Source organism: Nocardia sp. NPDC059236, assembly GCF_042754085.1.
Lineage (GTDB): Bacteria > Actinomycetota > Actinomycetes > Mycobacteriales > Mycobacteriaceae > Nocardia.
In genome coordinates this window covers 46,676-69,491 of sequence record NZ_JBHZAF010000033.1, presented here as the reverse complement: position 1 = coordinate 69,491, position 22,816 = coordinate 46,676, and the positions used below count along the sequence as shown (strand labels likewise).

The following is a 22,816-nucleotide window of genomic DNA, read 5'->3' as shown; positions in this document are numbered from 1 at the left end:
CTCGACCGCACACGAAAGCGGTCCCGGCAACCGCCGTTACCGGGACCGCTTTCACCTGCCACTTGACAGAACCCGCCTACATATCAGCTGTACTGACCACGGACGTTGGTGACGGCGTGGCGAGCTGACATGACGAAGACCTCCGAGTGAAGTGCGAGCTGTCTAGGAACGCATTCACTTCCGGAGGTCTTCGTGTCCCACCGTAATGCCCCGCTGTCGGAACTGGGCCGGTTACGGCCGGCCTGGTGCGTCGTCGAGGACGGTTGGCCACTACGCCGAGCCGCCGAACGATTCCAGGTCTCACCCACCACGGCGAAACGGTGGGCCGACCGCTACCGAGCAGCCGGCGCCGCTGGGATGAGCGACCGATCCAGCCGCCCCACCACAGCCCGAACCGCACGCCCACCCGCACCGAACGCCGCATCATCAAAATCCGGCTGCTGCGCCGATGGGGACCGGCCCGCATCGCCTACCTGCTCGGGCTACATCCCTCCACCGTGCACCGAGTCCTGGCCCGCTACCGCCTGGCCCGGCTGCGGTGGCTCGACCGAGCCACCGCAGCACCGGTCCGCCGCTATGAACACGACGCCTCCGGCGACCTGATCCACGTCGACATCAAGAAACTCGGCAACATCCCCGACGGCGGTGGCCACCGCGCCGTCGGCCGCCGCATCGGCAAACGCAACCGCACCCGCACACCAGGAAAAACGTTGCGCCACAACGGCAGCAGCCACGTCGGCAGCAGCTACCTGCACAACGCCGTGGACGACCACTCCCGCCCCGCCTGGCCTACAGCGAAATCCTGCCCGACGAACGCAAGGAAACCGCTGTCATGTTCTGGCGGAGAGCCCGAAAATACTTCGCCGCCAACGGAATCACCGTCAAACGAGTCCTCACCGACAACGGTTCCTGCTACATCTCACAGCTCTGGCGGTCCGAGCTGGCCGCGGGCGGCATCACACACGAACGCACCCGGCCCTATCGGCCACAGACCAACGGCAAGGTCGAACGATTCAAGTGCGCCACGAGGCGCGTCGTCGCATCCCCGGCATGAGCCGGGAGGGATTCGAAGGGAGGTTCCTGGGTCGGATGGCTTACCCGGATCCGAAAGGCTAACGGGGACAAGAGCATGCCAGCAAACCAGAGGCTGGGTCCAGGCGTTGGGGACGGTGCTCTGGGTGACCCGCGTGACATGGCAACCTGGATTGCCTGAATCCCAATCTCCAGAAGATGGAAGTTCGCATCCGCCGGAAAGACGCCTGAAACCGGCGCCGGCCCTGCGCCGCCCTGTTGAACGGCGGCGCAACCTTCGGGGCAGGGAGCGATGCCCAGTGAGGGCATTCAAGGAGATGAGTGGGACGCCTAAATCACGCTGCCACGTGCGATGACGACGAACGTGGGATCGCCTACGGGACGCGAGTCCTATGGCGACGGAGGTCTGGTAGTAGTCGCCGGAGTCACGCCCGGCCAGGGAGGACGGGAAAGCCGTCCGCAGGGCGAAGCAGACCAGGTGATGTGAGCATTCACTGATCGGGAGGTATGCGTAATGCAGAGCGCCGAAACGGTTCTGGATGTTCTGCGTGAGCGCGGCAGGCGGGGCCTGCCGCTGAAACAGCTGTATCGACAAATGTTCAACCCGCAGTTGTATCTGCTGGCCTACGGCCGCATCTACGCCAACAAGGGCGCGATGACGGTCGGGGTCACACAGGAAACCGTGGACGGCATGTCGCTGGGCAAGATCGACCGCATCATCGGCGCGCTACGCGCCGAGCGGTATCGGTTTCATCCGGTGCGGCGCACGCACATCCCGAAGAAGAACGGGAAACTGCGTCCGCTGGGACTGCCGACCTGGTCGGACAAGTTGGTCGGTGAAGTCGTGCGCCTGCTGTTGGAGGCGTATTACGAGCCGGTCTTCTCCGACCGCTCCCACGGATTCCGGCCGGGACGAGGCTGCCACACCGCGCTGCGGGAGGTGGTCAACACCTGGACCGGCCCGACTTGGTTCATCGAGGGTGATGTCTCCGACTGCTTCGGATCGCTCGACCATGAGGTCACGCTCGCGATTCTGGCGGAGACGTCCCCGATCCTGTCCAACATCTATCTGCACAAGCTGGACCGCTTTGTCGAGACAGTGCTGATGCCGGAGTTCACCCGGGGCACGCGCCGGGCACGAAATCCGGACTACCGCAGGATCGAGTCCGCCATCGTGCGGGCTCGACGGCACGGCGACCGCGCTGAAGTTCGGTCGCTCTACAAACAGTTGCAGAGCCTGCCCAGCCAGGATCCGAACGATCCCGGCTACCGCAGCTGCGCTAACTGGCCGCTATGCCGATGACACCCTGCTGGGGTTCGTCGGACCGAAGGCCGAGGCCGAGCAGATCAAACAGCGCCTGGCGGAATTCCTGCACACGGAGTTGAAACTGACTCTGTCACAGGAGAAGACGCTGATCACCCACGCCCGCACGGGCCGGGCCCGTTTCCTCGGCTACGAGATCCACGTTTCAGGGAGCGACCGCAGAACGCGGCGACCGTCGGCGACCGACAAGCGCAATCGCCGCTCGGCCAACGGCGCCGTCGTACTACGCGTTCCCCGAGCCGTGATCACCGCGAAGAGCGCCCCCTACCTGGCACCCGGCAAACCCGCCTGCCGCGACCGGATTGTCAACGAAGACGACTACACCATCGTCGGCAAGTTCGGTGCCGAGTATCGGGGCATCGTCCAGTACTACCTGCTCGCGAACGATGTTCAGCGGCTTCACCGGCTGCGCTGGGTCATGGAGACATCCATGCTCAAGACCCTCGCACGCAAGCACCGCTCGTCGGTGTCGAAGATGGCGGCCAAACACAAAACCAAGGTCGCGACATCGCACGGGCCTCGAGTGTGTTTCGAGGCCAGCCTCGCTCGCACCAGCAGGGAGCCACTGATCGCACGGTTCGGCGGAATTCCCTTGCGGCGCAACAAAGCAGCGGTCCTCACCGACCGCCAGCCGCACCGGCCGATCTATCCCCACAAGAAGCTGATCCAACGGCTACTGAAAGGGAAATGCGAACTCTGCCAGCGGAGCGAGGACATCGAAGTCCACCACATCCGCAGGCTGGCAGATCTCGCTCCGGCCGGAGCAACCCAACAGGCATGGGAGCGGGCCATGGCCGACAAACGGCGCAAGACCCTCGTGGTCTGCCGTGACTGCCACAACCACATCCATGCCAGCCCCGCACTGCAACTCGCGTAATAGTCACTGGAGAGCCGGATGCTCGGAAACGGGCATGTCCGGTTCGGGGGCAGGTCGAGCGGAAAAGGACCAGCACAATGCTGGCACCTCACCGCTCGGCCGAGCCTACCCGCACCCTGCTCGAAGAATGGGCCTACGCACGCCCCTACCGATCCGAAGCCGAACGCCGCGCCGCCTTCACCGACTGGCTCCACACCTACAATCACCATCGCGGCCACACCGCACTCGGCGGACACCCACCAGCCAGCCGCGTTCCTAACCTCTCAGGTCAGTACACCTCGCTTGTGACAATGTCCGTGGGCCAGCCTGGTCGGGACGGTTTAGCGGTTTCGGTAAAGCCCCTGTCCCAGTGGTGAAGTCGGCGGACTATCGGTGGACGGCCACGCCGCTCCTCGGCTCGTTGCCGGTCGCCGCCGTCGAGGTGAGGTAGGTGGCCTGGATTTCGTCGATGCTCGTACGGGCTTCGGCTGCGGTTCCGGAGAACTGGATTCGGCCGTGGTGGAGCAGGTACACGCGGTCGGCGATGTCGAGGACACGGTGGACGTGCTGTTCGACCAGCAAAGCGCCGAGGCCGCGCTCGTCGGCAGCGGCCCGCACGGCGGTCAGGAGTTGGCCGACTGTCTTCGGTGCGAGTCCCAGTGAGAGTTCATCTGCCAGAAGCAATTTCGTTGGGCGAGCCAAAGCCCGTGCGAGCGTGAGCATTTGCTGCTCGCCACCGGACAGCAGGCCCGCGCCGCGTGACATGAGCGGTTGCAGCTCGGGGAAGATCGCGGTCGCCGCCGCGATGTCCGCCCGTCCTACGGTCAGGTTCTGACGAGTGGTGAGATTGGCGAAGGTCGATCGCTCCTCGGTGACGAAGGCGAGCCCCTGGCGTGCACGTTTGTGCAAGGCCGCGGTCGATACTCGGCCGCCGATGAGGACTTCTCCAGCGAGCGGTTTCAGCTCTCCAGCGAGGGTGAGGAGGGTCGTCGTCTTCCCGGCGCCGTTCGCGCCGAGGAGAGCGACAACCTCGCCAGGGTGGACGGTGATGGTCAGGTCGCGGACGATCTCCGCGCCGCCGTAGCCGCTGTGGAGTCCTCGTGTCTCGAGCAATGGATCGGTCATCGTCACAGCCTCGCTTCGGACGGTGCATGGGTGTCCGTCTCGGAGACGGGGATTGGGTCGGCTGGGGCCGTGTTCGCCTCGTCGCCCAGGTAGGCGGCGATCGCTGCTTCGTCGGTGCGGACTTCGTCCGGGATGCCGGTGCACACGTGCTTGCCGAAGTTCATCACCGTGATGCGGTCACAGGTGTTCATGACGAAACCCATGTCGTGTTCGATCACGAGGATCGCCATTCCCCAGGCGTCGGCGAGTTGCCGCACCAGGACGGCGAACTCCTGTGACTCGTGCTCGCTCAGGCCCGCCACCGGTTCGTCGAGCAGCAGTACCGACGGCTGGGCCGCGACTGCCCGCGCGATCGCGACAAGGCGCCGCTGTCCATAGGAGATCTCGTCCGGGAACTTGTGCAGGATCGAGGTGAGACCGAAATCCTGGATCGCGGCCAGCGTGACCTCGGACAGTCGGATCGGTCGTGGGCGCAGGACCTCCGCTACTGTTCGCACGCCTCCGTCGTGATGGCCGGGGACCTGAAGGTTCTCCAGCACCGTCATTTCGGGAAAGAGCTCCAACCCTTGGAACGAGCGGACCAACCCGGAACGGGCTCGTCGATGCGCCGACCACTGATCGATGCGCTCGTGGCCGAGCCAGATGCTGCCCGCACAGGGCGCGAATCCCGACACCGCGTCCATCAGCGATGTCTTGCCCGCGCCATTGGGGCCGATGAGGCCAACCACTTCGCCTGGGTCGACGTTGATGCCGATCGAGTCGACAGCCACGATACCGCCGTAACGGACGGTCAAATTCTCGATGTGAAGCCGTTGTGGGACAACGCATGTGGGTTCGATCGCGGCAGCCGCGGTGACATCGTCCGCCCGATGCGATGCAGGTCGGGCCCGCGTAGCTTTCGCGGCACCCTGGTGGATCGCACGCCCAAGACTGTGGACAACGCCGTCCTGGTTGAATCTGACCGCCAAAAGCACGCCGACGCCGCCGATGAGGGCCAGCCACTCACCGAAACCGTGCCAATGCAATCCGAGCAATGACAGCACTGCACCCGGTGCGAGCAACGCGCCGACAAGCGCTCCCACGATGAATCCGACCCCGCCGATCACCACCCACGCGACCGCCAGCAGCGACGTGAAGGCATCGAGGGTGACAAAACTGGTGCTCTCGTACTGGAATGCGAGCATGGTGCCGGCAGATCCTGCGATCGCGCCCGAGATGGCGAAGGCAAGCAGTTTGGTTCGGAAGACGGAAACTCCGGATGCCGCGGCCGCGCGCTCGTTGGAGCGAACCGCGATCATGTGACGTCCGAGCCTGCTGCGCCGGATGTTCGCGACGAGCACGCATGCCAATGCGAATATCGCCAGTGTGAAGGCTGCATACCGGCCCGGGTGTGTCTGTCCGCTGATTTCCCAGCCGAGTAACGTCGCACGGCCGACGGAGACCCCGGCGGTCTCACCCGACACCTGGGGATTGGTGAAGACCATATCGTGAACGGCCCACGCCGCGGCAAGCGTGATGACCGCCAGATTGACGCCGCGCAGGCGCAACGCCGGGACCGCGATAACCAGCCCGGCGAGCATCGCGCCCAGGACGCCCACTGCCAGAGCAGGAATCAGATCGAGGCCCGATCGCTGTGCCAGCCGGGCCGCAAGCAGGCCGCCGACGCCAGCGAGCGCGTACTGCGCAAGGGAGATCTGCCCGGCGTAGCCCATGAGAACGACCAGGGACAGCAGCAGAGTGGCGACGGTGAAGGTGACCGCCAGGGCCGCCATCACCGTCGGATTGCTCGACAGGCCGACGATCAAGGCCAATCCGATCGCGATGGCCGGCAACACAATCCACCAGCGAATCCGCCCGGTGCCGATCGCGGGTAGCCGCTCGCCGATGTGACCGCGCAGTGGCAGCGACGACCCGCGCACGATCATCACCAGCAGTACGACGAGCACTGGGAAGGCGTCGGAAGTCATGGTGATGTGGAGGTGCTGCTCGAAGAAGTCGTTGTAGTTCACCGCCACCGTCTGGGCGACACCGACGAACATGCCGCTCGCTAGGGTGGAGGGAAACGATTGGAATCCGCCGAGAAGCAGTGCGGCCAGCACCGGGATGATGAGCAAGCTCAGACTGCCGACCGACACCTGCGTAATCGGAGTCAGCAGAATCCCGGCTGCCGCCGCGAGCCCAGCGCCGGCGGTCCATGTCGCCGAGGATACGAATCCGGGTGAGATACCGAGGGCAGCGGCACCCCGCTCGTTCTGAGAGACAGCGGCTGTCACCCAGCCGATCCGCGTGAACCGCCATACGACCGTCAGCAGGATCGTGATCACGACGGCGATCCCGACCATCCACGCATAGCTCGAGGGGAGCGTGACGGAAGGGCTCAGCTGCCAGATATTCGTCGGCAGGATCGCGGGAACGAACGGCGGTGATGCTCCCCAGATCTTGCTGGCCGCCGCGATGAGCACCAGCAGGACGCCGACGGTGGCAATCAGCCGAGACAACGGTGATGCGTTGCGCATGCCGCGCAGCAGGAGCCGGTCGGTGGCAAAACCTATTGCCGCAGTGGCAGATACCGCCGCAATGAAGGCCGGTAGCACCGGCCAGCCAGGCTGTGACGAATACGTTGCGCCGAGACTGTTCGGGACGTGCAATTGCAGGTACAGGTACGCGCCGAACATCGCGAAACCGCCGTGCGCGATGTTGAGAACGCCGGAACCGCGATAGATCAGAACGACGCCTTGGCCCAGCAGCGTGTAGATGGCGCCCAGCCCTAGGCCGAGCAGGGCGTATTGGATGACGTTGGTCATGTGCATGCTTCCTCAATGACACCCGGGCCGCTGATCGCCGTCGGCCCGGGTGGACTCGTCGAATCGCCTACGGCACAAGCTCGTCGGCGTGGAGGGTGTCGGCACCCTGCACCTGAACGAAAGCCTGCTTGGTTACGTCCCACTTCTTGAGGAAGTACTTCGTGTTGAACAGACGAGTGTACTTCGGGTTCGAGTTCGGCTTCGAGAAGTCGACGGGCGGCAGCAGCGCCGTCGAGCCCTCACCGATCTTGACCGTCGTATTGTTCAGCGCGGCAAGGAAATCGGAGCGGGTCAGCGCGCCACTCACATTCGCCGCTCCCTGCTGCACGGCCTGCATCGCGGCCCATCCGAGCATGACCAGCTCGGTGTTGTTCGAAGCGTCGAGGCTCGCTGCTTTGTCTTCGGAGACCTCGGCCTGCGCCTGCTGGCGGAACTTGTCGAGCATCGGGTACCCAGTCCACGACGCGTCGGGCAGGAAGGACGCGGCGTAGAAGTCCTTGGCCTGCTCGCCGAGCCCGCCGAGGACCTGGTTCGGAACGGTTCCGTCGATGACACAGGTCGGCTTGCTCTTGCCCAACCGTGCCGCGGCCGCCAGCCAGGCGCCGGTGCCCTGGGATGCGGCCGCGAGAACCACGGCGTCAGCTCCCTTCTCGGAAACCTGCGACACAAATGGCGTCACATCCGTAGTCGTGACGGGGAAGGTCACCGGTCCGGTCGCGTTGAGCCCCGCGTGTTTTGCCGCGCCGACACCATCGTTGGTGACGTCGACGGCGGCCGGAATATCGACGGTGGCGAAACCCACCGTGTTCGCCTTGACCGCGTGCGCCGTCAGCACAGCGCACGCCGCAGCGCCGAAATTGGTGGTCACCAGCGGAAAGTTGATCGTATTCGTGAAGTCGGAGGGTGCGACCGGAATCCCGCCCACGCTCGGCAGTCCGGCGTTCTGCAGCACGGTCGTGAACTGCTGGACCGCGAGCACATCCTGCGGGGCCACCGCGGCGATCGCTTGTGGATCGTCGGCTGCTTGCTGGGCACACTGGATCTCGCCCTGCGGAGTGAACTGCGTGTCGCAGGCCTTCACCACCACCTTCTGGTGGTTCGGGCCGATTCCTCCGTGGTCGTTCATGTACCGGGCCGCGGCCTTGACTCCTGCGCCCGGTTGCGGGGCCGCGGTGACCCCACCTGTCGCGGCGATCGTCCAGACATCGACCTCGGGACCAGTGGCCGGCGACTTCGCAGCCGTGTCCTCGGGTACGGCCGGATTGTTGTTCGTACTCGATGAGCACGCCCCCAACGCGGCCGTCACCCCCAGGGCCACCGCGCTGGCAATGACACGCCTTTTCAGCAACTTTTGTGTGAACACTGGTATTTCCTTCCGAGGTTCGCCGATTGCGTTCGATCAGCGTGGCCATGGGAAGTGACTGGCAACACGGGAGAAATACCTGTGCCGTACCTGCGTACCGCTGCGACAGGCCTCCGAGCAGGGGAAACGATCTGCGCTGTAGCGGATTGCGACATTCCGCGTGGCCGGCTTCTCGCTAGGTTCGAATGACCGGACGGCGGTCTCGGCCCTCTCGGTGGTGGCCCGAATCCGATCGTTCCCCCAGCCGAGGAGCGGCCTGATGGTGCTGGGCAGTCCTGCGGTCGCCTCAGTTCACCTGTCGCCCTTCGGCATTCCAGAATTTCTCGCGGAGGACGCGCTTGAGGACCTTACCCGTGCCGGAAACCGGTAGGGCATCGACGATTTCGATACTTCTCGGGGCCTTGTACCCGGCGATGCGATTCTTGGCATGCTCACGGATCTCGTCGAGGGTGACGGTCTGACCAGGATGGCAGACGATGATGGCGTGGACGCGTTCGCCCCAGGTCGGATCCGGTACGCCGATGGCCGCACAGGCGGCCACGGCCGGGTGGGCGGCGACGGCGTTCTCCACCTCGGCGGAATACACGTTCTCACCGCCGGAGACGATCATGTCCTTGAGTCGGTCGACGATATAGATATAGCCGTCGTCGTCCATGTACCCGGCATCGCCGGTGTGCATCCAGCCGTCCCGGACGGCCGCGGCGGTATCCTCCGGTTTGTTCCAGTAGCCGAGCATGACGTGTCCACCTCGGACGACTACCTCGCCGAAGGTCCCGCGCTCCACCTCCGTGTCCGCGCTGTCAACAATGCGTATCTCGCAGTGCGGCATCGCTTTTCCAGCGGAGCGCAGGCGCCCGTCGAGATGCTCCGCAGGGCCGAGCAATGTGGCAGTTGGGGCGAGTTCGGTCATGCCGTAGCCCTGAGTGAATCCGGCGTTGGTGAAGACCTTCATGGCCCGCTCCAGTACGGACTGGGAGATGGGCGAGCCGCCGTACATAACCTGCTCGACGCTCGACAGGTCGTGGTTTATGACGTCCGGATGGTCGATGAACATCTGGAGCATCACCGGCACCAGGCCGGTGGAGGTCACCCGGTGGTCTTCAATGGCGGCCATCGCCGCGACAGGATCGAAGCTCGGAATGATGACATGGGTTACCCCGATCAGCAGCTGTCCCAACCAGCTCACGAGGTCGGCGAGATGGAACATGGGGGCGGAGTGCAAGAAGGTGCCGCCGGGCCGGAAGAGAAAGCCGGAGGCGGCTCCGCCCAGGGCGGATGTCGTGAGGTTGGCGTGACTGAGCATCACGCCCTTGGGGAACCCGGTGGTGCCACCGGTGTAGAACAACCCCGCCAGGTCATCGCCGCCACGGCGAGCGTCTGGGATCGGATCAGACTGTGCCACAAGGCTTTCGTAGGACGGCATGCCGTCGGGGGCGGGGCCATCGCCGCAGTGGATGGCGGTGTCGAGGCCGTTGTACGCCGCTCGGATGGCAGGCAGCATGGCCGTGAAGGTGTCGTCCACGAGCAGGACCCGCGTGGCCGAATCCCGCAGCGAGTAGGCAATTTCCGCAGGGCTCCAACGAGTGTTGACCGGATTGAGCACCGCGTTCGCCCACGGTACCGCCAACAGGTACTCGTGATAGCGGTCGGAGTTGAGCGCAAGCATGGCCACCCGGTCGTTGTCGCCGACTCCGAGTTCGCGCAGCGCGCTCGCGAGTCGCGACACCCGGTCCAGGCTTTCACGGTTGGTGCGGGTGCGGCCCCCGTGGATCGTGATGATGCCGTCCGGGTGCTGTTGTGCGGAACGGTGCAGGCCCTGAGTCAAATACATGGGGGTCCTCGTCGAACATCGGTGGTCAAGGTGTGCCGAGTATCGAGGCCGCCCTGTGATCTGGGCCATGGAAATCGTGTCGAAGCGCACCCGCGGGATTTGTCGGTTTTCATAAAGTGGCTGCGCAGGCGCCGATCGAAATGACGAAGTCCCATCGTCCTACCACCGCGAAGAGGCGACTACTGGCACGCGCCGAACGCGATGCGCCCCAACTGACGGATCGGATAGTGACGCGGGCGCGCACAGAGATGCCCGGCTACGGTGTGCTGTCGGCGACGGCCATCGGCCGCGATACGCGCGGACTCGTCGATCGTTTGTTCGCTGCCTTCCGGGAGGAGCGGCCGCTCACCGACGACGATGTCCGAGCGTTGCGGGAATTTGGGGAAACCCGTGCCCGGCAGGGCGTTTCGCTGGTGGACGTCCAGAATGGTTGTCGTATCGCGGTCCGGGAGGTCCTTGACGTCCTCGCCGCTGTGGCCGGCTCCGGCAGGCTCGCCGACCGCAACTTGCTGGAGGTGACGCGGGACCTGCTCGATATCGTCGACCAGGCCACTATGGCGTTCTCGGGCGGCCACCGCGAGGTGGAGCTCGAGCTGGCGCGGCAGGACCAGCAGGAGCGAGCGGAATTCGTGCGCGGGTTGCTGCTCGGTCTGCTCGGTCCCGCCGATGTCCGAGTCGGCGCTCAGCGTTTCGGCCTCGAACTCGACGCCGACTATCGGGCCGTTCGCATCGGCGCCGGCGACAGTGTCGCCACTGTCGAACTGTGCAGGGTGCTCGGGGGCGTGCCTGGCCGTGGCCTGACTGCCGTGGTCGACGGCAACATCGCCGGATTCGTTACCGCCTCCGCGGTTTTCGATGCCGGAATCGACGGTGTGATCGGTATCGGCTCTGTGGTGCGGTTGGATCACTTGCCGCGTTCGTTCCGGCTCGCCGGCCGCATGCTATCCACCGCTGTTGTCTACGGCGTGTGTGGTATCGCCGATCTGGACCGGCTCGGATTGTTGCCCATGGTGACGGTAGATCCGGATTTCGGAAGTGAACTGGCCCGCCGGTTTCTCGATCCGCTCGGTGAGGGCGACATGGCACGGTCCCTGGTCGAGACCGTCGAGTGCTACCTCGAGTCCGGAATGCGTATCGATGCCACCGCGGCGCGTCTCGTCGTACACCCGAACACGGTCCGCTACCGCATTTCCCGGTTCGAACAGCAAACTGGCGCCGATCTGCGGGCCGCGCATGTGTCGGTCCAAGTGTGGTGGGCCATCCAGCACCGCCGAGCAGATCACGCTGGTTGAGTGAGTGGGCGTTGCCATGGGCTCCGCCTGTAGCAGCTTGCGACATATCGCGAGGCTTTTTTCTTCCTAGATTCGAAAGAACGGATTTCTGGCTGCTCAGCTACACGGCGTCGGAGTCCAACCAATCGATATCTGGAGAGGTGGCCACAATGAGGTCGGCAGTCATCGTCGACATTGTTCGTACGGCGTCAGGTCGGGGTAAGCCCGGAGGCGCGCTGTCGGGTGTGCACCCGGTCCGACTCCTCGCCGACACGCTGCAGGCGCTGGTCGAGCGCACGGGCATCGACCCTGCCGAGATCGACGATGTCATCGCCGGTTGTGTGCAGCAGGTGGGCGAGCAGACGAACAACATCGCGCGCAGCGCCGTGCTCGCCGCGGGCTGGCCGGAGTCGGTTCCCGGCACCACCGTCGATCGGCAGTGCGGTTCCAGCCAGCAGGCCGCCCACTTCGCCGCGCAGGGCGTCATGTCGGGTGCCTACGACATCGTGGTGGCATGCGGCGTCGAGTCGATGAGCCGACTGCCGATGGGAACCGCTTCGATCGGGCAAGACCCGATCGATCCGCTGGCACAGCGCTATCCGGAGGGGCTCATCAATCAGGGTGTGGCCGCTGAGCTGATCGCCGGCCGATGGAAGCTCGACCGGGAGACTCTCGACGCTTACGCGGCACGGTCGCACCAGCGCGCAGCCGCGGTCGCCGCGGCGGGTGGGTTCGCCAACGAGATCGTGCCGATCACCGTCGGTGGGCAGGTGCACGACCAGGACCAGACCCTCCGGGCGAACACCACCGCCGAGGGCCTGGCGGGCCTGAAGCCGTCGTTCGTCGACGACGCGCTTTCCGCGCGGTTCCCCGAAATCGCATGGAGCATCACTCCGGGCAACTCGTCGCCGCTCACCGACGCCGCGTCGGCCGTGCTCATCATGAGCGAGGAGCGTGCCGCGAAACTCGGCCTGCGTCCCCGCGCGCGTTTCCACGAATTCGCTGTCGCCGGTGACGATCCGCTGATCATGCTGACCGGCGTCATCCCCGCCACCCGGAAGGTGCTCGCGCGCGCCGGGATGTCGATCGATGACATCGGAGCGTACGAGGTCAACGAGGCATTCGCGCCGGTGCCGCTGGCGTGGCAGCACGACCTGCAGGCCGACCCCGAGAAGCTCAACCCGCGCGGCGGAGCGATCGCGCTGGGACATGCGCTCGGCGCGTCGGGCGTGCGTTTGCTGGCCACCTTGGTGAACCACCTCGAGGCCACCGGCGAGCGCTTCGGCCTGCAGACCATGTGCGAAGGCGGCGGGCTCGCCAACGCCACGATCATCGAAAGGCTCTGACGCCCATGACGATCAGCGCCCATCTTCACCAGGGGCCGATGTGAGCGGACTCAATCCCTCTTCCGAGGCTCGCGATCCGATCCCGGTCCTGGGAATCGCGGCGACGCCGCTGGTCGCCGAAAGCGATGCCGTTCTCGACGAACTGGTCTTCGATGCGGTGTCGAACGCCTTGCGGGAAGCCGGAATTCGCAAGCATGAACTCGGGCTGTCGGTAACGGCGTCGCTTGACATCTACGACGGCCGCAGCATCTCCAGCGGTTTGACCAATGCCGCGAGCGGCGGCTACCTAGCACAGTCGTACCGCATCGAGGGTGACGCCGGACAGGCCATAATCGCTGCGGCACAGACCATCGCTGCGGGGGACGCGGATCTGGCGCTCGCCGTGGGTGTTTACAACCCCGAGGTGTCGGGACCTGATCGGCGCCAGTTCCTCCAGCAGATTTCGAATCTCGGGTTCGAGCCGCACTTCGATCGGCCGGTCGGTCTGACGGCGGAGACGATCTTCGGCTTGCATGCGGGCTATGTGGTCGATTCGGGCATCCTGACCGAAGAGCAACTCGCGGAGATTTCGGCGGCGTCGATCACCCGAGGAGCCGGCCGTAGTAGGGCCGCCCGGACGTCACCGGTCAGCGCCGCTGACGTCCTGTCGTCGGCACCGGTCAATGGCGTTCTGCGCGAACTGATGTTGCCCGCGGAATGCACCGGAGCCATCGCTGTGGTGCTGGGATCCCTGGCCAGGGCCCGCCGGGCGCGACACCCGCGTGCTGTGCTGACGGGCTGGGGCCAGGCGACAGGTGACACCACGGCCGACGGGCAGTGGCTCGAAGATCCGGCCGTCGCTGCGCGCCGTGCAGGGCAGGAGGCCTACCGCCGGGCCGGTCTGACCGATCCCGGCGAGCAGATTCAGGCTGTCGAGCTCACCTCTGCCACACCGGCGTTGCTCGCGCCGACCCTCGGTGCGCTCGGCCTGAGCAAGGCGGATGCCGAAGTGTCTCCCTCCGGTGGCGCGGCCAGCGCCTACCCCGGCGTGGCCAACGGCGCACTTCGCCTGCTCGAAGCGGTGTCGTGGCTCGAGGAGAACGGTGGCCGCGCTGTGTCGCATTCCACCGACCTGCTCACCGGACCCGTCGCGGAGACCGCGACCGTCCTTGTCCTGGAAGAGGTTTGATGGCCACGCGGGCAGTGATCGCGGGAGTGGGCATTACTCGTGCCACGTCGCCGCGCAAGCAGGAAAGCTCATCGCTCGAGCTCGTGCAGGAGGCGGTGTGGGCCGCGCTCGAGCACTCGGGCGCCTCGCCGGACTCACTGGACGGCATCGTGATCGGCAATATCGACGGTTTCGAGGGCACTGTCCTCGGCGCCAAGCATGTGGTGCGCAGGCTCGGCCTGGGCACGGATTTGCCGGTGTCGATCATCAATACCGGCGGCACCACCGGTGGCAACCTGATGCAGGTCGCCGCCCGCCAGGTGCGGTCTGGTGACCGCCAGCGTGTGCTCTGCGTCGGCGGGCCGACGTTCTACGGTGCCGAGGATTTGCAGTCGGCGATCAACACGAACTCGCCGATGATCGTCGAGCAACCATTGGGCATGGGCGCCTACCACATGGGCGCGTTCTACCCGAGCGCCTACCAGCAGCGATTCGGCGCGACCGTCGAGGATTTCGCGGTGAGCGTGGTGCAGGCGCACGAGCATGCCTCGCGTAATCCATACGCGCACTTGCGCAATACCCTCACCGTCGAGGACGTGGTGTCGGCCAAGCCGTTGTCGTATCCGATGACGATGGCGATGGTGTGCCCGGTTTCCACCTCGGCCAACGCGCTCCTTATCACTTCCGAGGACAGCGCGATCGGGTTGCGGCCGACACCGGTCGTCATCCGTGCCATGGCGACCTCCAGCGACCCGTATCTCGGTGGTGGCAAGAACGACTTCGCCGCTATGGAGAACCTGGCGATCCTGGCCCACAAGGTCTATCAGATCGCCGACATCCGCGACCCGCGTGCGGAGATCGATGTCGTCGAGCTGTTCGCGCCTTACGCGCCGATGCAGCCGATGCAGCTGGAGGCTCTCGGATTCGCCCCACCCGGCGGAGGCATCGACCTGCTCCGTTCCGGCGCAACGGAAATCGGCGGCGACCTGCCCACGAACCTTTCGGGTGGACCGCTGTGCACCAATGCCGGTGTCGCGGGCGAACTGGCCCCTTACGTCTACATCGCTTTGCAACTCATGGGTGACGCACCGGAGGAGATGCAGGTGCAAGGAGCGCGGCGCGGTCTCGCGCACGGCACCGGCGGCACCTTCTTCCAGTTCGAGAACCTTGCCATCCTCGAAAGAATGGAGCGCCCGTGACCATCACGACGCAGCGGGTCCACTGGGACCTGAACTACGACATCCACCTCGGCGCGACCTGGGGCCGCTTCATGGCGGGGCTCACCGAGCAGAAGATCCTGGCCAACAAGTGCCCGGACTGTGCGCGGGTGTTCGTCCCACCGCAGGCCTATTGCGAGTCGTGCTTCGTGCGCACCGACGAGTGGCTCGAGCTGCCGCCCGAGGGCGTCGTCGAGGCGTTCACCGTTGCGTGGCAGAGCTTCCGAGGCGGGCCCACCCCGCCCTACGCCATCGCGGGCATTCGGCTCGACGGCGCCTCCACGCTGCTCATGCACTACGTGCACGGGCTGGATCTGTCGGACCCGAACGAGGTTCGGGCGCAGTTGCCCGTCGGCACCCGGGTGCGCGCCGTGTGGGCGGAGGAGCGCACCGGCCAGATCCTCGATATCGCGCATTTTGCGAAGGCCTGATCAAAATTCTGAGGAAAGGTGACTCGTGAGCACCAAGAGCGCTCTCGACGCTGAGGGTCTCGCCGCCAGCGTGCGCGAATTCCTGCGCGAGCACGACCCGCTCGCCACCGACCCGCAGGAATTCCTGCGAGCTCGTTTCGACGCGGGGCTCGCCTGGGTCTACTACCCGGAAGGACTCGGCGGACTCGGCTTGGAGCCGGCTCTGCAGCCCGAAGTCGACACGCTCTTCGCGGCAGCCGGTGCTCCGGACAATCGGCCCGAGCTGAACTTCATCGGCCTCAATCTGGCCGCGCCGACCATCCTGCGCTTCGGCACCCCGGAGCAGAAGCAGCGATGGCTGCGCCCGCTGTGGACCGGCGAGGAACTGTGGTGCCAGCTCTTCAGCGAGCCGGGTGCCGGTTCCGATCTGGCCAACGTGGGCACGAGTGCGAAGCCGGCCGGCGACGGCTGGGTCGTCAACGGTCAGAAGGTGTGGACTTCACTTGCGCACCAGGCGGACTGGGCGATTCTGGTGGCGCGCACCGACCCGGCGCAGCCCAAGCACAAGGGACTGTCGTTCTTCATCTGCGATATGCACGATCCGGGCGTCGATGTCCGGCCACTGCGACAGATCACCGGTGAAAGTGAATTCAACGAGGTCTATCTCGACGATGTGCGCATCGCCGAGGACCAGTTGCTCGGCGAGGTCGGTCAGGGCTGGGCGGTCGCCAATCACACGCTGATGAACGAGCGAGTCGCCATCGGCGCGGGCACGATTCCGCGTGAGAACGGCACAATCGGTGCACTGGTGCGCACCTGGCGTAGCCGGCCCGAGTTGCGTCGGGCCGGGCTCCACGACCAGGTGGTGCGGTTCTGGGTCGAGGCGGAGGCCGCCCGGCTCACTGCGGAGCGACTGCGTCAGCAGCAGGCCGCCGGTCTCCCCGGACCGGAGGGGTCCGGAGCGAAGCTCACCTATTCTCGGCTGAACCAGCAGATCTCGTCGCTCGAACTGGAACTCCTTGGCGAGGAAGGTCTTCGGTACACCGACTACACCGCGCGACGACCGGTCATCGTGGCCGACTATGCCGACGAGTCGGCGGGCTGGCGGTTCTTGCGCGCGAAGGGCAACTCGATCGAGGGCGGCACCTCCGACATCATGCGCAACATCATCGCCGAGCGAGTGCTCGGGCTGCCCGCCGAGGCCCGGGCGGACAAGGACATCCCCTGGAAGGACCTGCCGCGATGACCGACATCACGACGCCGGTGACAGGCGATCTGCTCTATTCGGAGATCGAGGAGGAACTGCGAGGCAGTGTCCGGGCTCTGCTGGACAAGCGCAGCCCGTGGGATGCCGTACTGGCTCGGACCGAAAGCGACACCACGACCGACCTGGAGCTGTGGAACGCGCTCACGGTCGAAATCGGTTGCGCCGCACTGGCTGTGCCGGAGTCTGCCGGTGGGGCGGGCGCGAGCTGGCGTGAGACCGCGATCGTCGCCGAGGAGCTCGGCCGCTCTGTGGCCGCTGTGCCCTTCCTCGGGTCCGGTGGCATCGCAACGGCGCTGCTACTGGAACTCGGCCAGACCGAGCTGCTCGCTGCCGTGTCAGGTGGAGCACTCGTCGCCGCGGTAGCGCTGCCGTTCAGCACTGCCCCGGGCGATCGCTTCGGCGATGTCGAGATCCGGAACGGGAAGCTGTACGGCACAGTGAATTCGGTCGCCGATGCCACCGCTGCCGACGTGCTCCTCGTCCCGGTGGGTGAGGCCGTGTACCGGGTCGAGGCTGGTGCTGACGGACTGCGGCGAACCGAGGTGGTGTCGCTGGACATGACTCGTCCACTGGTGGATCTCGTATTCGACGGTGTTGAGGCGGAAGTCCTCGTGGAGGGTGAAGCCGCCCGTACCGCAGTGGATGCCGCCCTGCGTATCGGCGCGGTGCTGCTGGCCTCCGAACAGCTGGGACTGGCCGAGCGTTGCCTCGAGATGGCGATCGAGTACCTGCGGCTTCGTCGTCAGTTCGGCCGAATCATCGGGTCGTACCAGGCGATCAAGCACCGTGTGGCAGACCTGTGGGTGCTGCTGACCCAAGCGCGCGCGGTCGCCCGCTACGCGGCCGAATGCGCGGCAACAGGTTCGGAAGATCTGCCGATCGCGGCCTCGCTGGCTCAGGCGCACTGTTCTGTCATCGCCCAGCAGATCGCCGAGGAGTGCGTGCAGTTCCACGGCGGTATCGGATTCACCTGGGAGCACCCTGCTCACCTGTACCTCAAGCGAGCCAAAAGCAGCGCAATCGCGCTGGGCACGCCCGAGCGTCACCGAGCGGCGCTGGCCAACCTTGTGGACATTCCGTTCCCGAATATTCAGGTGGGCCGATGAGCGAAGGCAAGCTGGCCGGCCGGACGGCCGTCGTCACCGGAGGCAACAGCGGTATCGGCCATGCCATGGCAGTGGGCTTGGCCCGTGCCGGGGCCGATGTCGCGGTGTGGGCGCGCAATGTCGAGAAAAGCGTGTCGGTCGTCGATGAGATCCGGGCGCTCGGCGTGAAAGCGACTGCGGTGCAATGCGATATCACCGACGAGCAGGCGGTCGACGAGGCGATGGAGCGCACCGTCGAGGAGTTGGGCCCACTCGACTGCTTCGTCGCGAACGCGGGCATCGCCGAGGCCGCACCGATCACCGAGATGTCGCTCGACACGTGGCATCGGGTGTTGCGCACCAACCTCGACGGTGGTTTCCTCTGCAGCCGTGCCGCCGCACGGCGGTTCGTCGCGCAGGGTACCGGCGGTTCGATGATTGTCGTCTCTTCGACGATCAGCCGTTACGGCGGTGCCGGACAGGCCGCGTACGCCACGAGCAAGACCGGCCTGATCGGGTTGGCGCGCACCCTGGCGGTCGAGCTGGCCCGCCATCAGGTCCGGTGCAACGTGCTGATTCCGGGCTGGACCCGAACCGCGATGAACACCCATCTGCAGGCGGACGAGAAGTTCATGCAGGTGACCACGGCGCGCACCCCTGCGCGGCGATGGGCCGATCCCGAGGAGTTCTACGAGGTCGCCGCGTTCCTCGGGGACCCAGCGCTGACCTTCCATACCGGCAACGAGATCGTGGTCGACGGCGGCTACACGATCTTCTGATCACGCAGAGCCCGGCGGGGGAGAGGGTGATCCGAGGTGTGTTCTCCCCGCTGAGCTCTGCGGGTATCGGGTACCGGGCGCAAGCCCGGTACCCGATACGTTATTGCGCAATCGGTTGCTGTTCGCAGGAGTTGTGTTGAAAGCCTTCCATTTCATGGTGTGGGCCAACCGCTCGGACTGGTCGACATCGCCGACCCGGTGCCACGCCCGGGCTGGGCGGTCTTGAGGGTCGAGGCGGCGGGCCTGTGCCATTCGGATCTGCACGTCATGCACGGCGCGCCGTACGTCTCGCACACGCCGATTGTCCTCGGGCATGAGGTCGGGGGAACGATTCTGGCTCTGGGCGAGGGCGATTCGGCCGGGTTCTCGGTCGGTGATCCGGTTGGAGTGGGCCTGTTGTCGCATCCGCACGGGGCGTCCCAAGGGTTCGCCCCCCGGTCTCAGTACCGACGGCGGCTTCGCCGACATGATTCTGGCGCCGCTGTTCGCGCTGGTCCCAATCCCGGACGGCATCTCGTTCGGGCAAGCCGCCGTGGCCACCGATTCGATCGCGACCGCCTACCACGCGGTGCTCAGCACGGGTGCCGTCAGTAAGGATCAGACGGTCGGTGTGATCGGGTTGGGCGGGCTCGGCCTCAACGGTGTTGCTGTGGCCCACAACGCCGGTGCTCGGGTGTACGGCGTCGACGTGAACCCGGCGGCCTTCGAGCCCGCCCGGCAACTCGGCGCGATCGAGTGCTTCTCGGACACCTCCGAACTGCGAGAGGTCCGGCCCGACGTCATCATCGATTTCGCCGGCATGGGGACGACTACAGCGGCTGCCGTCGAAGCGGTACAGACTGGCGGCCGCGTCGTTCTGGTCGGGTTGGGCGCCAACGAAGTCACGATTGACGGTCCACGCCTGGTCGCCCGTTCCATCCAGTTGCTCGGCTCCCTCGGAGCGGACAAGAACGATCTGATCGCCATTTACGGTGAGATCGCCGCAGGGCGCTTGCAGCCCGTGGTCCAGGAGATTCGATTCTCCGAGTTGCGCGAAGGCTATGAGCGCCTGGAGCGGGGCGAAGTCCAGGGTCGTTTGGTTGTCCGGAACGATCGTTGTCACGGGGACTTCTGAGCACGCAGAGCCGGTGTGGGAGAGGGTGATCCGAGGTGTGTACTCCCCACTGAGCTCTGCGGGTATCGGTACCGGGCGCAAGCCCGGCACCGATACGTCATCGCATGATCACTCGCTGTAGACGTAGGGCTGGAGTTTCGGCTCGGCGGGTACCCGCGGATGGACCAGCAGCCGAGCTGCGGCCGTCGCGACAATCGCCGCTTCCTCGGCGGCGTACGTAACCGGATCTACGCCTGGCATGAAAACGTGCGAGCAGTCCTCGCGCGAAACCCGCACTGGGTCAGCGGGACCGGAATGGGTGAGCGCATCGATGACGATGGCGTAGGCGACCGGGTCGGACGTTCCGACGCCGATATGACCGGCGATGTCGAACGGACAGATGTCCTGGACCGCGACATTCGTGATTTCGCCGTCGCCGGTGCGTAAGCTCGAACTGCCGTGGCTGTCGAGGTTCGGCTGCACGACCTCATCCGTGTGGGTGTAGACGTCGGTATAGGAGATCCCCGCGAAGGTCTCCTGACCGGAGTTCATCGCGCTAACATAGTTCGAACCGGTCGTCTGCTGCCAAACTGCCGGAGCACAGCCGAGTAGGCCGTTGCAGGTCGCATCGGCGATCACGCTGCCATGGTTGGTTGCCGCGAGACCGACATACTTCTCGACGAGCGCGCGCAGATCCGGCCAGAAGCGCAGTGCGAAGCGGGGTTCGGTGCCGCCCTGGCTGTGCCCGATGACGTCCACCTTGCGTCCGCTGATCCCGTACACGTACCGGATTGCGTTGACGACGTATTCCGCGGCGATCTGGGCATCCCCAAGAGCATGGTCGGGCTCGGTCACCGAGCAGTAGGCCCACCCGAGGCGATCCATCGCCTGGAACCAATTCAGGCCGTAATCCTCCTGCGGAGTGAAACCCGTTCCGGGAACGAACAATACGACGTTTCGATCGGCGCCCCGGGCGTTGGCCGTGCAGGAGACGCTTGCGGCCAGTTGATCACTGGGCACCGAGAGCGAGGGTCCGGGACGGTCAAGCGGAGCGAATCCGCCGGGGTCCGCCGAGACAGGTACCGCGGTGACTGTCGCCCCCATCATGATCGTCACTGTCGCCAGCGCTGTTCCGGCGAGTTTCCGGACGGCTGTGCTGTCCATATTCACTTACCCCCGACCGGGTGTTCGTATCTCTTTGAATCGATTGCCCAACATGGAAACAAGAAGAGACGGCCGCGTGCTGTGTGGATCGGCGACCGCTCACCCTGCGAAGCGCGGGCAGCGCTTCGCAGGGGCTGGGTCAGCGGAGGTATCCGCCGTCGACGACGTAGGCGGCTCCATTGACGAATTGGGACTCGTCCGAGGCCAGGAAGAGGACCACGGCGCTGACTTCCTCGGGCTTGCCGACCCTGCCGAGCGGGGTGGCCGCGGTGGTTGCGGCGAGCACAGCCTCGACGTCGGGGGACAGGTCGTTGACCATCGGAGTCGCGATCACGCCGGGGTGCACCGAATTGACCCGGATCCCGCGCGGACCCAGTTCCTTGGCCGCGACCTTGGTCATGCCGGTAACGGCGAATTTGGATGCGGTGTAAGCGATCGCGTAGGCCTCGCCGACCAATCCCGCGATCGAGGAAACATTGATGATCGATCCGCCGCCGGCGCGGGTCATCGACTCGACCACCGATTTCATGCCGAGGAATGGCCCGACCTGATTGATGTCGATGACCCGCCGATAGTCCGCCTCGGTAGTGGTCTCGATCGGCGCTGCGACTCCGATGCCGGCGTTGTTGACGAGAATGTCGACATTGCCGCCGAACTCCTGCTCGGCGGTACCGACCACGCGCTCCCAGTCGCCGAGAGAGGTGATGTCGTGCTTGCTGAATCGGGCGCGCTCGCCGAGCTCGTCCGCCAGTCGCTGGCCTTCATCCTCCAGCACGTCGGTGAGCAGCACCTGGGCGCCTTCACGTACCAGTGTTCGCGCATGGGCTGCGCCCATGCCCCGAGCGGCGCCCGTCACGATGGCGATGTGCCCGTCTACCCGGCCCATGAAATCTCCTGTTCATCAGAAACTAACCGAGCCCCAACGTACTGACGCATGGTCAGTATTGTCCAGGAAACGGTGAATTCTCGGTGAATGGGGCATGTATGCGCGGGATCGGGTGCGATCGTCGACCGCTTGGTTGTCCCACATCGCTACATTCGGGTAATCGGACACGTCGCGCCCTTAAAGTCGGCACATGACACAGTCGGACACGTCGCGGCGGATACGTCTCGAGGCCGAAGATCGACGAGAGCAGATTCTCGTTGCGGCACAACGCCTTTTCGCGCAGCAGGCATATGAAACGGTATCCACTGCCGAGCTCGCCGCGGCCGCCGGGACGACGCGGACGAATCTGCATCACCACTTCGGTACCAAACGCGCCTTGTATCTCGAGGTTGTCCGCAGATTTGCGCATCTTCCGGAGCCGCCGCTGGTCGCGGAGTCGAGTGGCGATGTCGGCACGGACGTATCCCGCATGTTCGATCAATGGCTGGAGCTGGTCGAACAGAACCGGCATACATATCTGAGCATGCTCCGGGCAGGCGCACCGAGACGGGATCCGGAAGTCGACGCGGTGCTGCAGGGCGGAATGCGGGCGTGGGAAGACCGCCTGCTGGTGGTGCTACGGATTGCTCCGATCGAGAGCAATCGATCGAAGATCAGAGCATTTCAATCGCTTGTCACGACCGCGACCGACGAATGGCTCCGCCGCGGCTTCCTCACCCGCACCGACGTACATGTACTACTGGCCGGCACCCTCCTGGCGATCCGGTCTCAGGTCAACTCACTGACATCTTCTTGACAGAATGTCAGTAGTGGGTC

The 22,816-nt window shown here is 65.4% G+C and carries 18 protein-coding genes and 3 pseudogenes; 15 read left to right on the top strand and 6 right to left on the bottom strand.

Annotated features, from left to right (window positions below):
- Positions 1 to 192 precede the first annotated feature (192 nt).
- The 4 genes and pseudogenes from ACFXIV_RS44775 to ACFXIV_RS44760 all read left to right on the top strand — a co-directional run.
- Positions 193 to 1,015: pseudogene (locus ACFXIV_RS44775) on the top strand (IS481 family transposase); the annotation flags it as partial.
- A gap of 531 nt (positions 1,016 to 1,546) precedes the next feature.
- Complete coding sequence (locus tag ACFXIV_RS44770) at positions 1,547 to 2,335, top strand: reverse transcriptase/maturase family protein (protein ID WP_379403087.1); 789 nt, start codon at positions 1,547 to 1,549, stop codon at positions 2,333 to 2,335.
- A 79-nt stretch (positions 2,336 to 2,414) separates the two neighbouring features.
- Positions 2,415 to 3,233 (top strand): group II intron reverse transcriptase/maturase, encoded by an 819-nt coding sequence (locus tag ACFXIV_RS44765; RefSeq protein WP_379421459.1) that lies wholly within the window; start codon positions 2,415 to 2,417, stop codon positions 3,231 to 3,233.
- Positions 3,234 to 3,343: 110 nt separating this feature from the next.
- Positions 3,344 to 3,511, top strand: a pseudogene (locus tag ACFXIV_RS44760) (integrase core domain-containing protein); the annotation flags it as partial.
- An 88-nt stretch (positions 3,512 to 3,599) separates the two neighbouring features.
- On the opposite strand, the gene ACFXIV_RS44755 reads toward ACFXIV_RS44760, so the two are convergent.
- The 4 genes from ACFXIV_RS44755 to ACFXIV_RS44740 form a co-directional block, all read right to left on the bottom strand.
- Positions 3,600 to 4,337 (bottom strand): ABC transporter ATP-binding protein, encoded by a 738-nt coding sequence (locus ACFXIV_RS44755; protein ID WP_379403089.1) that lies wholly within the window; start codon positions 4,335 to 4,337, stop codon positions 3,600 to 3,602.
- 2 nt (positions 4,338 to 4,339) lie between these two features.
- A complete protein-coding gene (locus ACFXIV_RS44750; protein WP_379403090.1) occupies positions 4,340 to 7,141 on the bottom strand; it encodes an ATP-binding cassette domain-containing protein in 2,802 nt (933 codons plus the stop codon).
- Between the two features lie 67 nt (positions 7,142 to 7,208).
- On the bottom strand, positions 7,209 to 8,504 hold the full coding sequence (locus ACFXIV_RS44745) for an ABC transporter substrate-binding protein (RefSeq protein ID WP_379403091.1): 1,296 nt from the start codon (positions 8,502 to 8,504) through the stop codon (positions 7,209 to 7,211).
- A 286-nt stretch (positions 8,505 to 8,790) separates the two neighbouring features.
- Positions 8,791 to 10,335, bottom strand: a complete 1,545-nt coding sequence (locus ACFXIV_RS44740; protein ID WP_379403092.1) for a long-chain fatty acid--CoA ligase — start codon at positions 10,333 to 10,335, stop codon at positions 8,791 to 8,793.
- A gap of 227 nt (positions 10,336 to 10,562) precedes the next feature.
- On the opposite strand from ACFXIV_RS44740, the gene ACFXIV_RS44735 reads away from it, so the two are divergent.
- From ACFXIV_RS44735 to ACFXIV_RS44690, 10 genes and pseudogenes are all read left to right on the top strand, one after another.
- Positions 10,563 to 11,627, top strand: coding sequence for a PucR family transcriptional regulator (locus ACFXIV_RS44735; RefSeq protein ID WP_379403093.1), 1,065 nt, complete (start codon positions 10,563 to 10,565; stop codon positions 11,625 to 11,627).
- Between the two features lie 149 nt (positions 11,628 to 11,776).
- Complete coding sequence (locus tag ACFXIV_RS44730; protein WP_379403094.1) at positions 11,777 to 12,952, top strand: thiolase family protein; 1,176 nt, start codon at positions 11,777 to 11,779, stop codon at positions 12,950 to 12,952.
- A gap of 40 nt (positions 12,953 to 12,992) precedes the next feature.
- Positions 12,993 to 14,120, top strand: a complete 1,128-nt coding sequence (locus ACFXIV_RS44725; RefSeq protein ID WP_379403095.1) for a hypothetical protein — start codon at positions 12,993 to 12,995, stop codon at positions 14,118 to 14,120.
- Positions 14,120 to 15,298 carry a thiolase family protein gene (locus ACFXIV_RS44720; RefSeq protein WP_379403096.1) on the top strand — a complete coding sequence of 393 codons (1,179 nt, stop codon included), beginning with the start codon at positions 14,120 to 14,122 and terminating at the stop codon, positions 15,296 to 15,298. The genes ACFXIV_RS44725 and ACFXIV_RS44720 overlap by 1 nt, the downstream gene beginning before the upstream one ends.
- Positions 15,295 to 15,747, top strand: a complete 453-nt coding sequence (locus tag ACFXIV_RS44715) for a Zn-ribbon domain-containing OB-fold protein (RefSeq protein WP_379403097.1) — start codon at positions 15,295 to 15,297, stop codon at positions 15,745 to 15,747. Before ACFXIV_RS44720 ends, ACFXIV_RS44715 begins: the two co-directional genes overlap by 4 nt.
- 25 nt (positions 15,748 to 15,772) lie before the next feature.
- Complete coding sequence (locus tag ACFXIV_RS44710) at positions 15,773 to 16,972, top strand: acyl-CoA dehydrogenase family protein (protein ID WP_379403098.1); 1,200 nt, start codon at positions 15,773 to 15,775, stop codon at positions 16,970 to 16,972.
- Positions 16,969 to 18,099 carry an acyl-CoA dehydrogenase family protein gene (locus ACFXIV_RS44705; protein WP_379403099.1) on the top strand — a complete coding sequence of 377 codons (1,131 nt, stop codon included), beginning with the start codon at positions 16,969 to 16,971 and terminating at the stop codon, positions 18,097 to 18,099. Before ACFXIV_RS44710 ends, ACFXIV_RS44705 begins: the two co-directional genes overlap by 4 nt.
- Positions 18,096 to 18,857, top strand: a complete 762-nt coding sequence (locus ACFXIV_RS44700) for an SDR family NAD(P)-dependent oxidoreductase (RefSeq protein WP_379403100.1) — start codon at positions 18,096 to 18,098, stop codon at positions 18,855 to 18,857. Before ACFXIV_RS44705 ends, ACFXIV_RS44700 begins: the two co-directional genes overlap by 4 nt.
- A 267-nt stretch (positions 18,858 to 19,124) precedes the next feature.
- Positions 19,125 to 19,196, top strand: a pseudogene (locus ACFXIV_RS44695) (hypothetical protein); the annotation flags it as partial.
- 34 nt (positions 19,197 to 19,230) lie between these two features.
- A complete protein-coding gene (locus ACFXIV_RS44690) occupies positions 19,231 to 19,971 on the top strand; it encodes a zinc-binding dehydrogenase (RefSeq protein ID WP_379403101.1) in 741 nt (246 codons plus the stop codon).
- Positions 19,972 to 20,079: 108 nt separating this feature from the next.
- On the opposite strand, the gene ACFXIV_RS44685 is transcribed toward ACFXIV_RS44690, so the two are convergent.
- Both ACFXIV_RS44685 and ACFXIV_RS44680 read right to left on the bottom strand, forming a co-directional pair.
- The gene (locus ACFXIV_RS44685; protein WP_379403102.1) at positions 20,080 to 21,114 is read right to left on the bottom strand and encodes an esterase/lipase family protein; all 1,035 of its coding nucleotides are present in this window, start codon (positions 21,112 to 21,114) and stop codon (positions 20,080 to 20,082) included.
- 139 nt (positions 21,115 to 21,253) lie between these two features.
- Positions 21,254 to 22,000, bottom strand: a complete 747-nt coding sequence (locus ACFXIV_RS44680; protein WP_379403103.1) for a glucose 1-dehydrogenase — start codon at positions 21,998 to 22,000, stop codon at positions 21,254 to 21,256.
- Positions 22,001 to 22,190: 190 nt separating this feature from the next.
- On the opposite strand from ACFXIV_RS44680, the gene ACFXIV_RS44675 reads away from it, so the two are divergent.
- Positions 22,191 to 22,796: a TetR/AcrR family transcriptional regulator gene (locus ACFXIV_RS44675; protein ID WP_379403104.1), complete on the top strand. Its 606-nt coding sequence runs from the start codon at positions 22,191 to 22,193 to the stop codon at positions 22,794 to 22,796.
- Positions 22,797 to 22,816 lie beyond the last annotated feature (20 nt).

Bases quoted from the DNA above. Each gene is read 5' to 3' on its own strand.
- ACFXIV_RS44755 (WP_379403089.1), bottom strand. From the start codon at position 4,337: ATGACCGATCCATTGCTCGAGACACGAGGACTCCACAGCGGCTACGGC.
- ACFXIV_RS44680 (WP_379403103.1), bottom strand. From the start codon at position 22,000: ATGGGCCGGGTAGACGGGCACATCGCCATCGTGACGGGCGCCGCTCGG.
- ACFXIV_RS44730 (WP_379403094.1), top strand. From the start codon at position 11,777: ATGAGGTCGGCAGTCATCGTCGACATTGTTCGTACGGCGTCAGGTCGG.
- ACFXIV_RS44675 (WP_379403104.1), top strand. From the start codon at position 22,191: ATGACACAGTCGGACACGTCGCGGCGGATACGTCTCGAGGCCGAAGAT.
- ACFXIV_RS44705 (WP_379403099.1), top strand. From the start codon at position 16,969: ATGACCGACATCACGACGCCGGTGACAGGCGATCTGCTCTATTCGGAG.
- ACFXIV_RS44700 (WP_379403100.1), top strand. From the start codon at position 18,096: ATGAGCGAAGGCAAGCTGGCCGGCCGGACGGCCGTCGTCACCGGAGGC.
- ACFXIV_RS44770 (WP_379403087.1), top strand. From the start codon at position 1,547: ATGCAGAGCGCCGAAACGGTTCTGGATGTTCTGCGTGAGCGCGGCAGG.
- ACFXIV_RS44740 (WP_379403092.1), bottom strand. From the start codon at position 10,335: ATGTATTTGACTCAGGGCCTGCACCGTTCCGCACAACAGCACCCGGAC.
- ACFXIV_RS44685 (WP_379403102.1), bottom strand. From the start codon at position 21,114: ATGGACAGCACAGCCGTCCGGAAACTCGCCGGAACAGCGCTGGCGACA.
- ACFXIV_RS44720 (WP_379403096.1), top strand. From the start codon at position 14,120: ATGGCCACGCGGGCAGTGATCGCGGGAGTGGGCATTACTCGTGCCACG.
- ACFXIV_RS44750 (WP_379403090.1), bottom strand. From the start codon at position 7,141: ATGACCAACGTCATCCAATACGCCCTGCTCGGCCTAGGGCTGGGCGCC.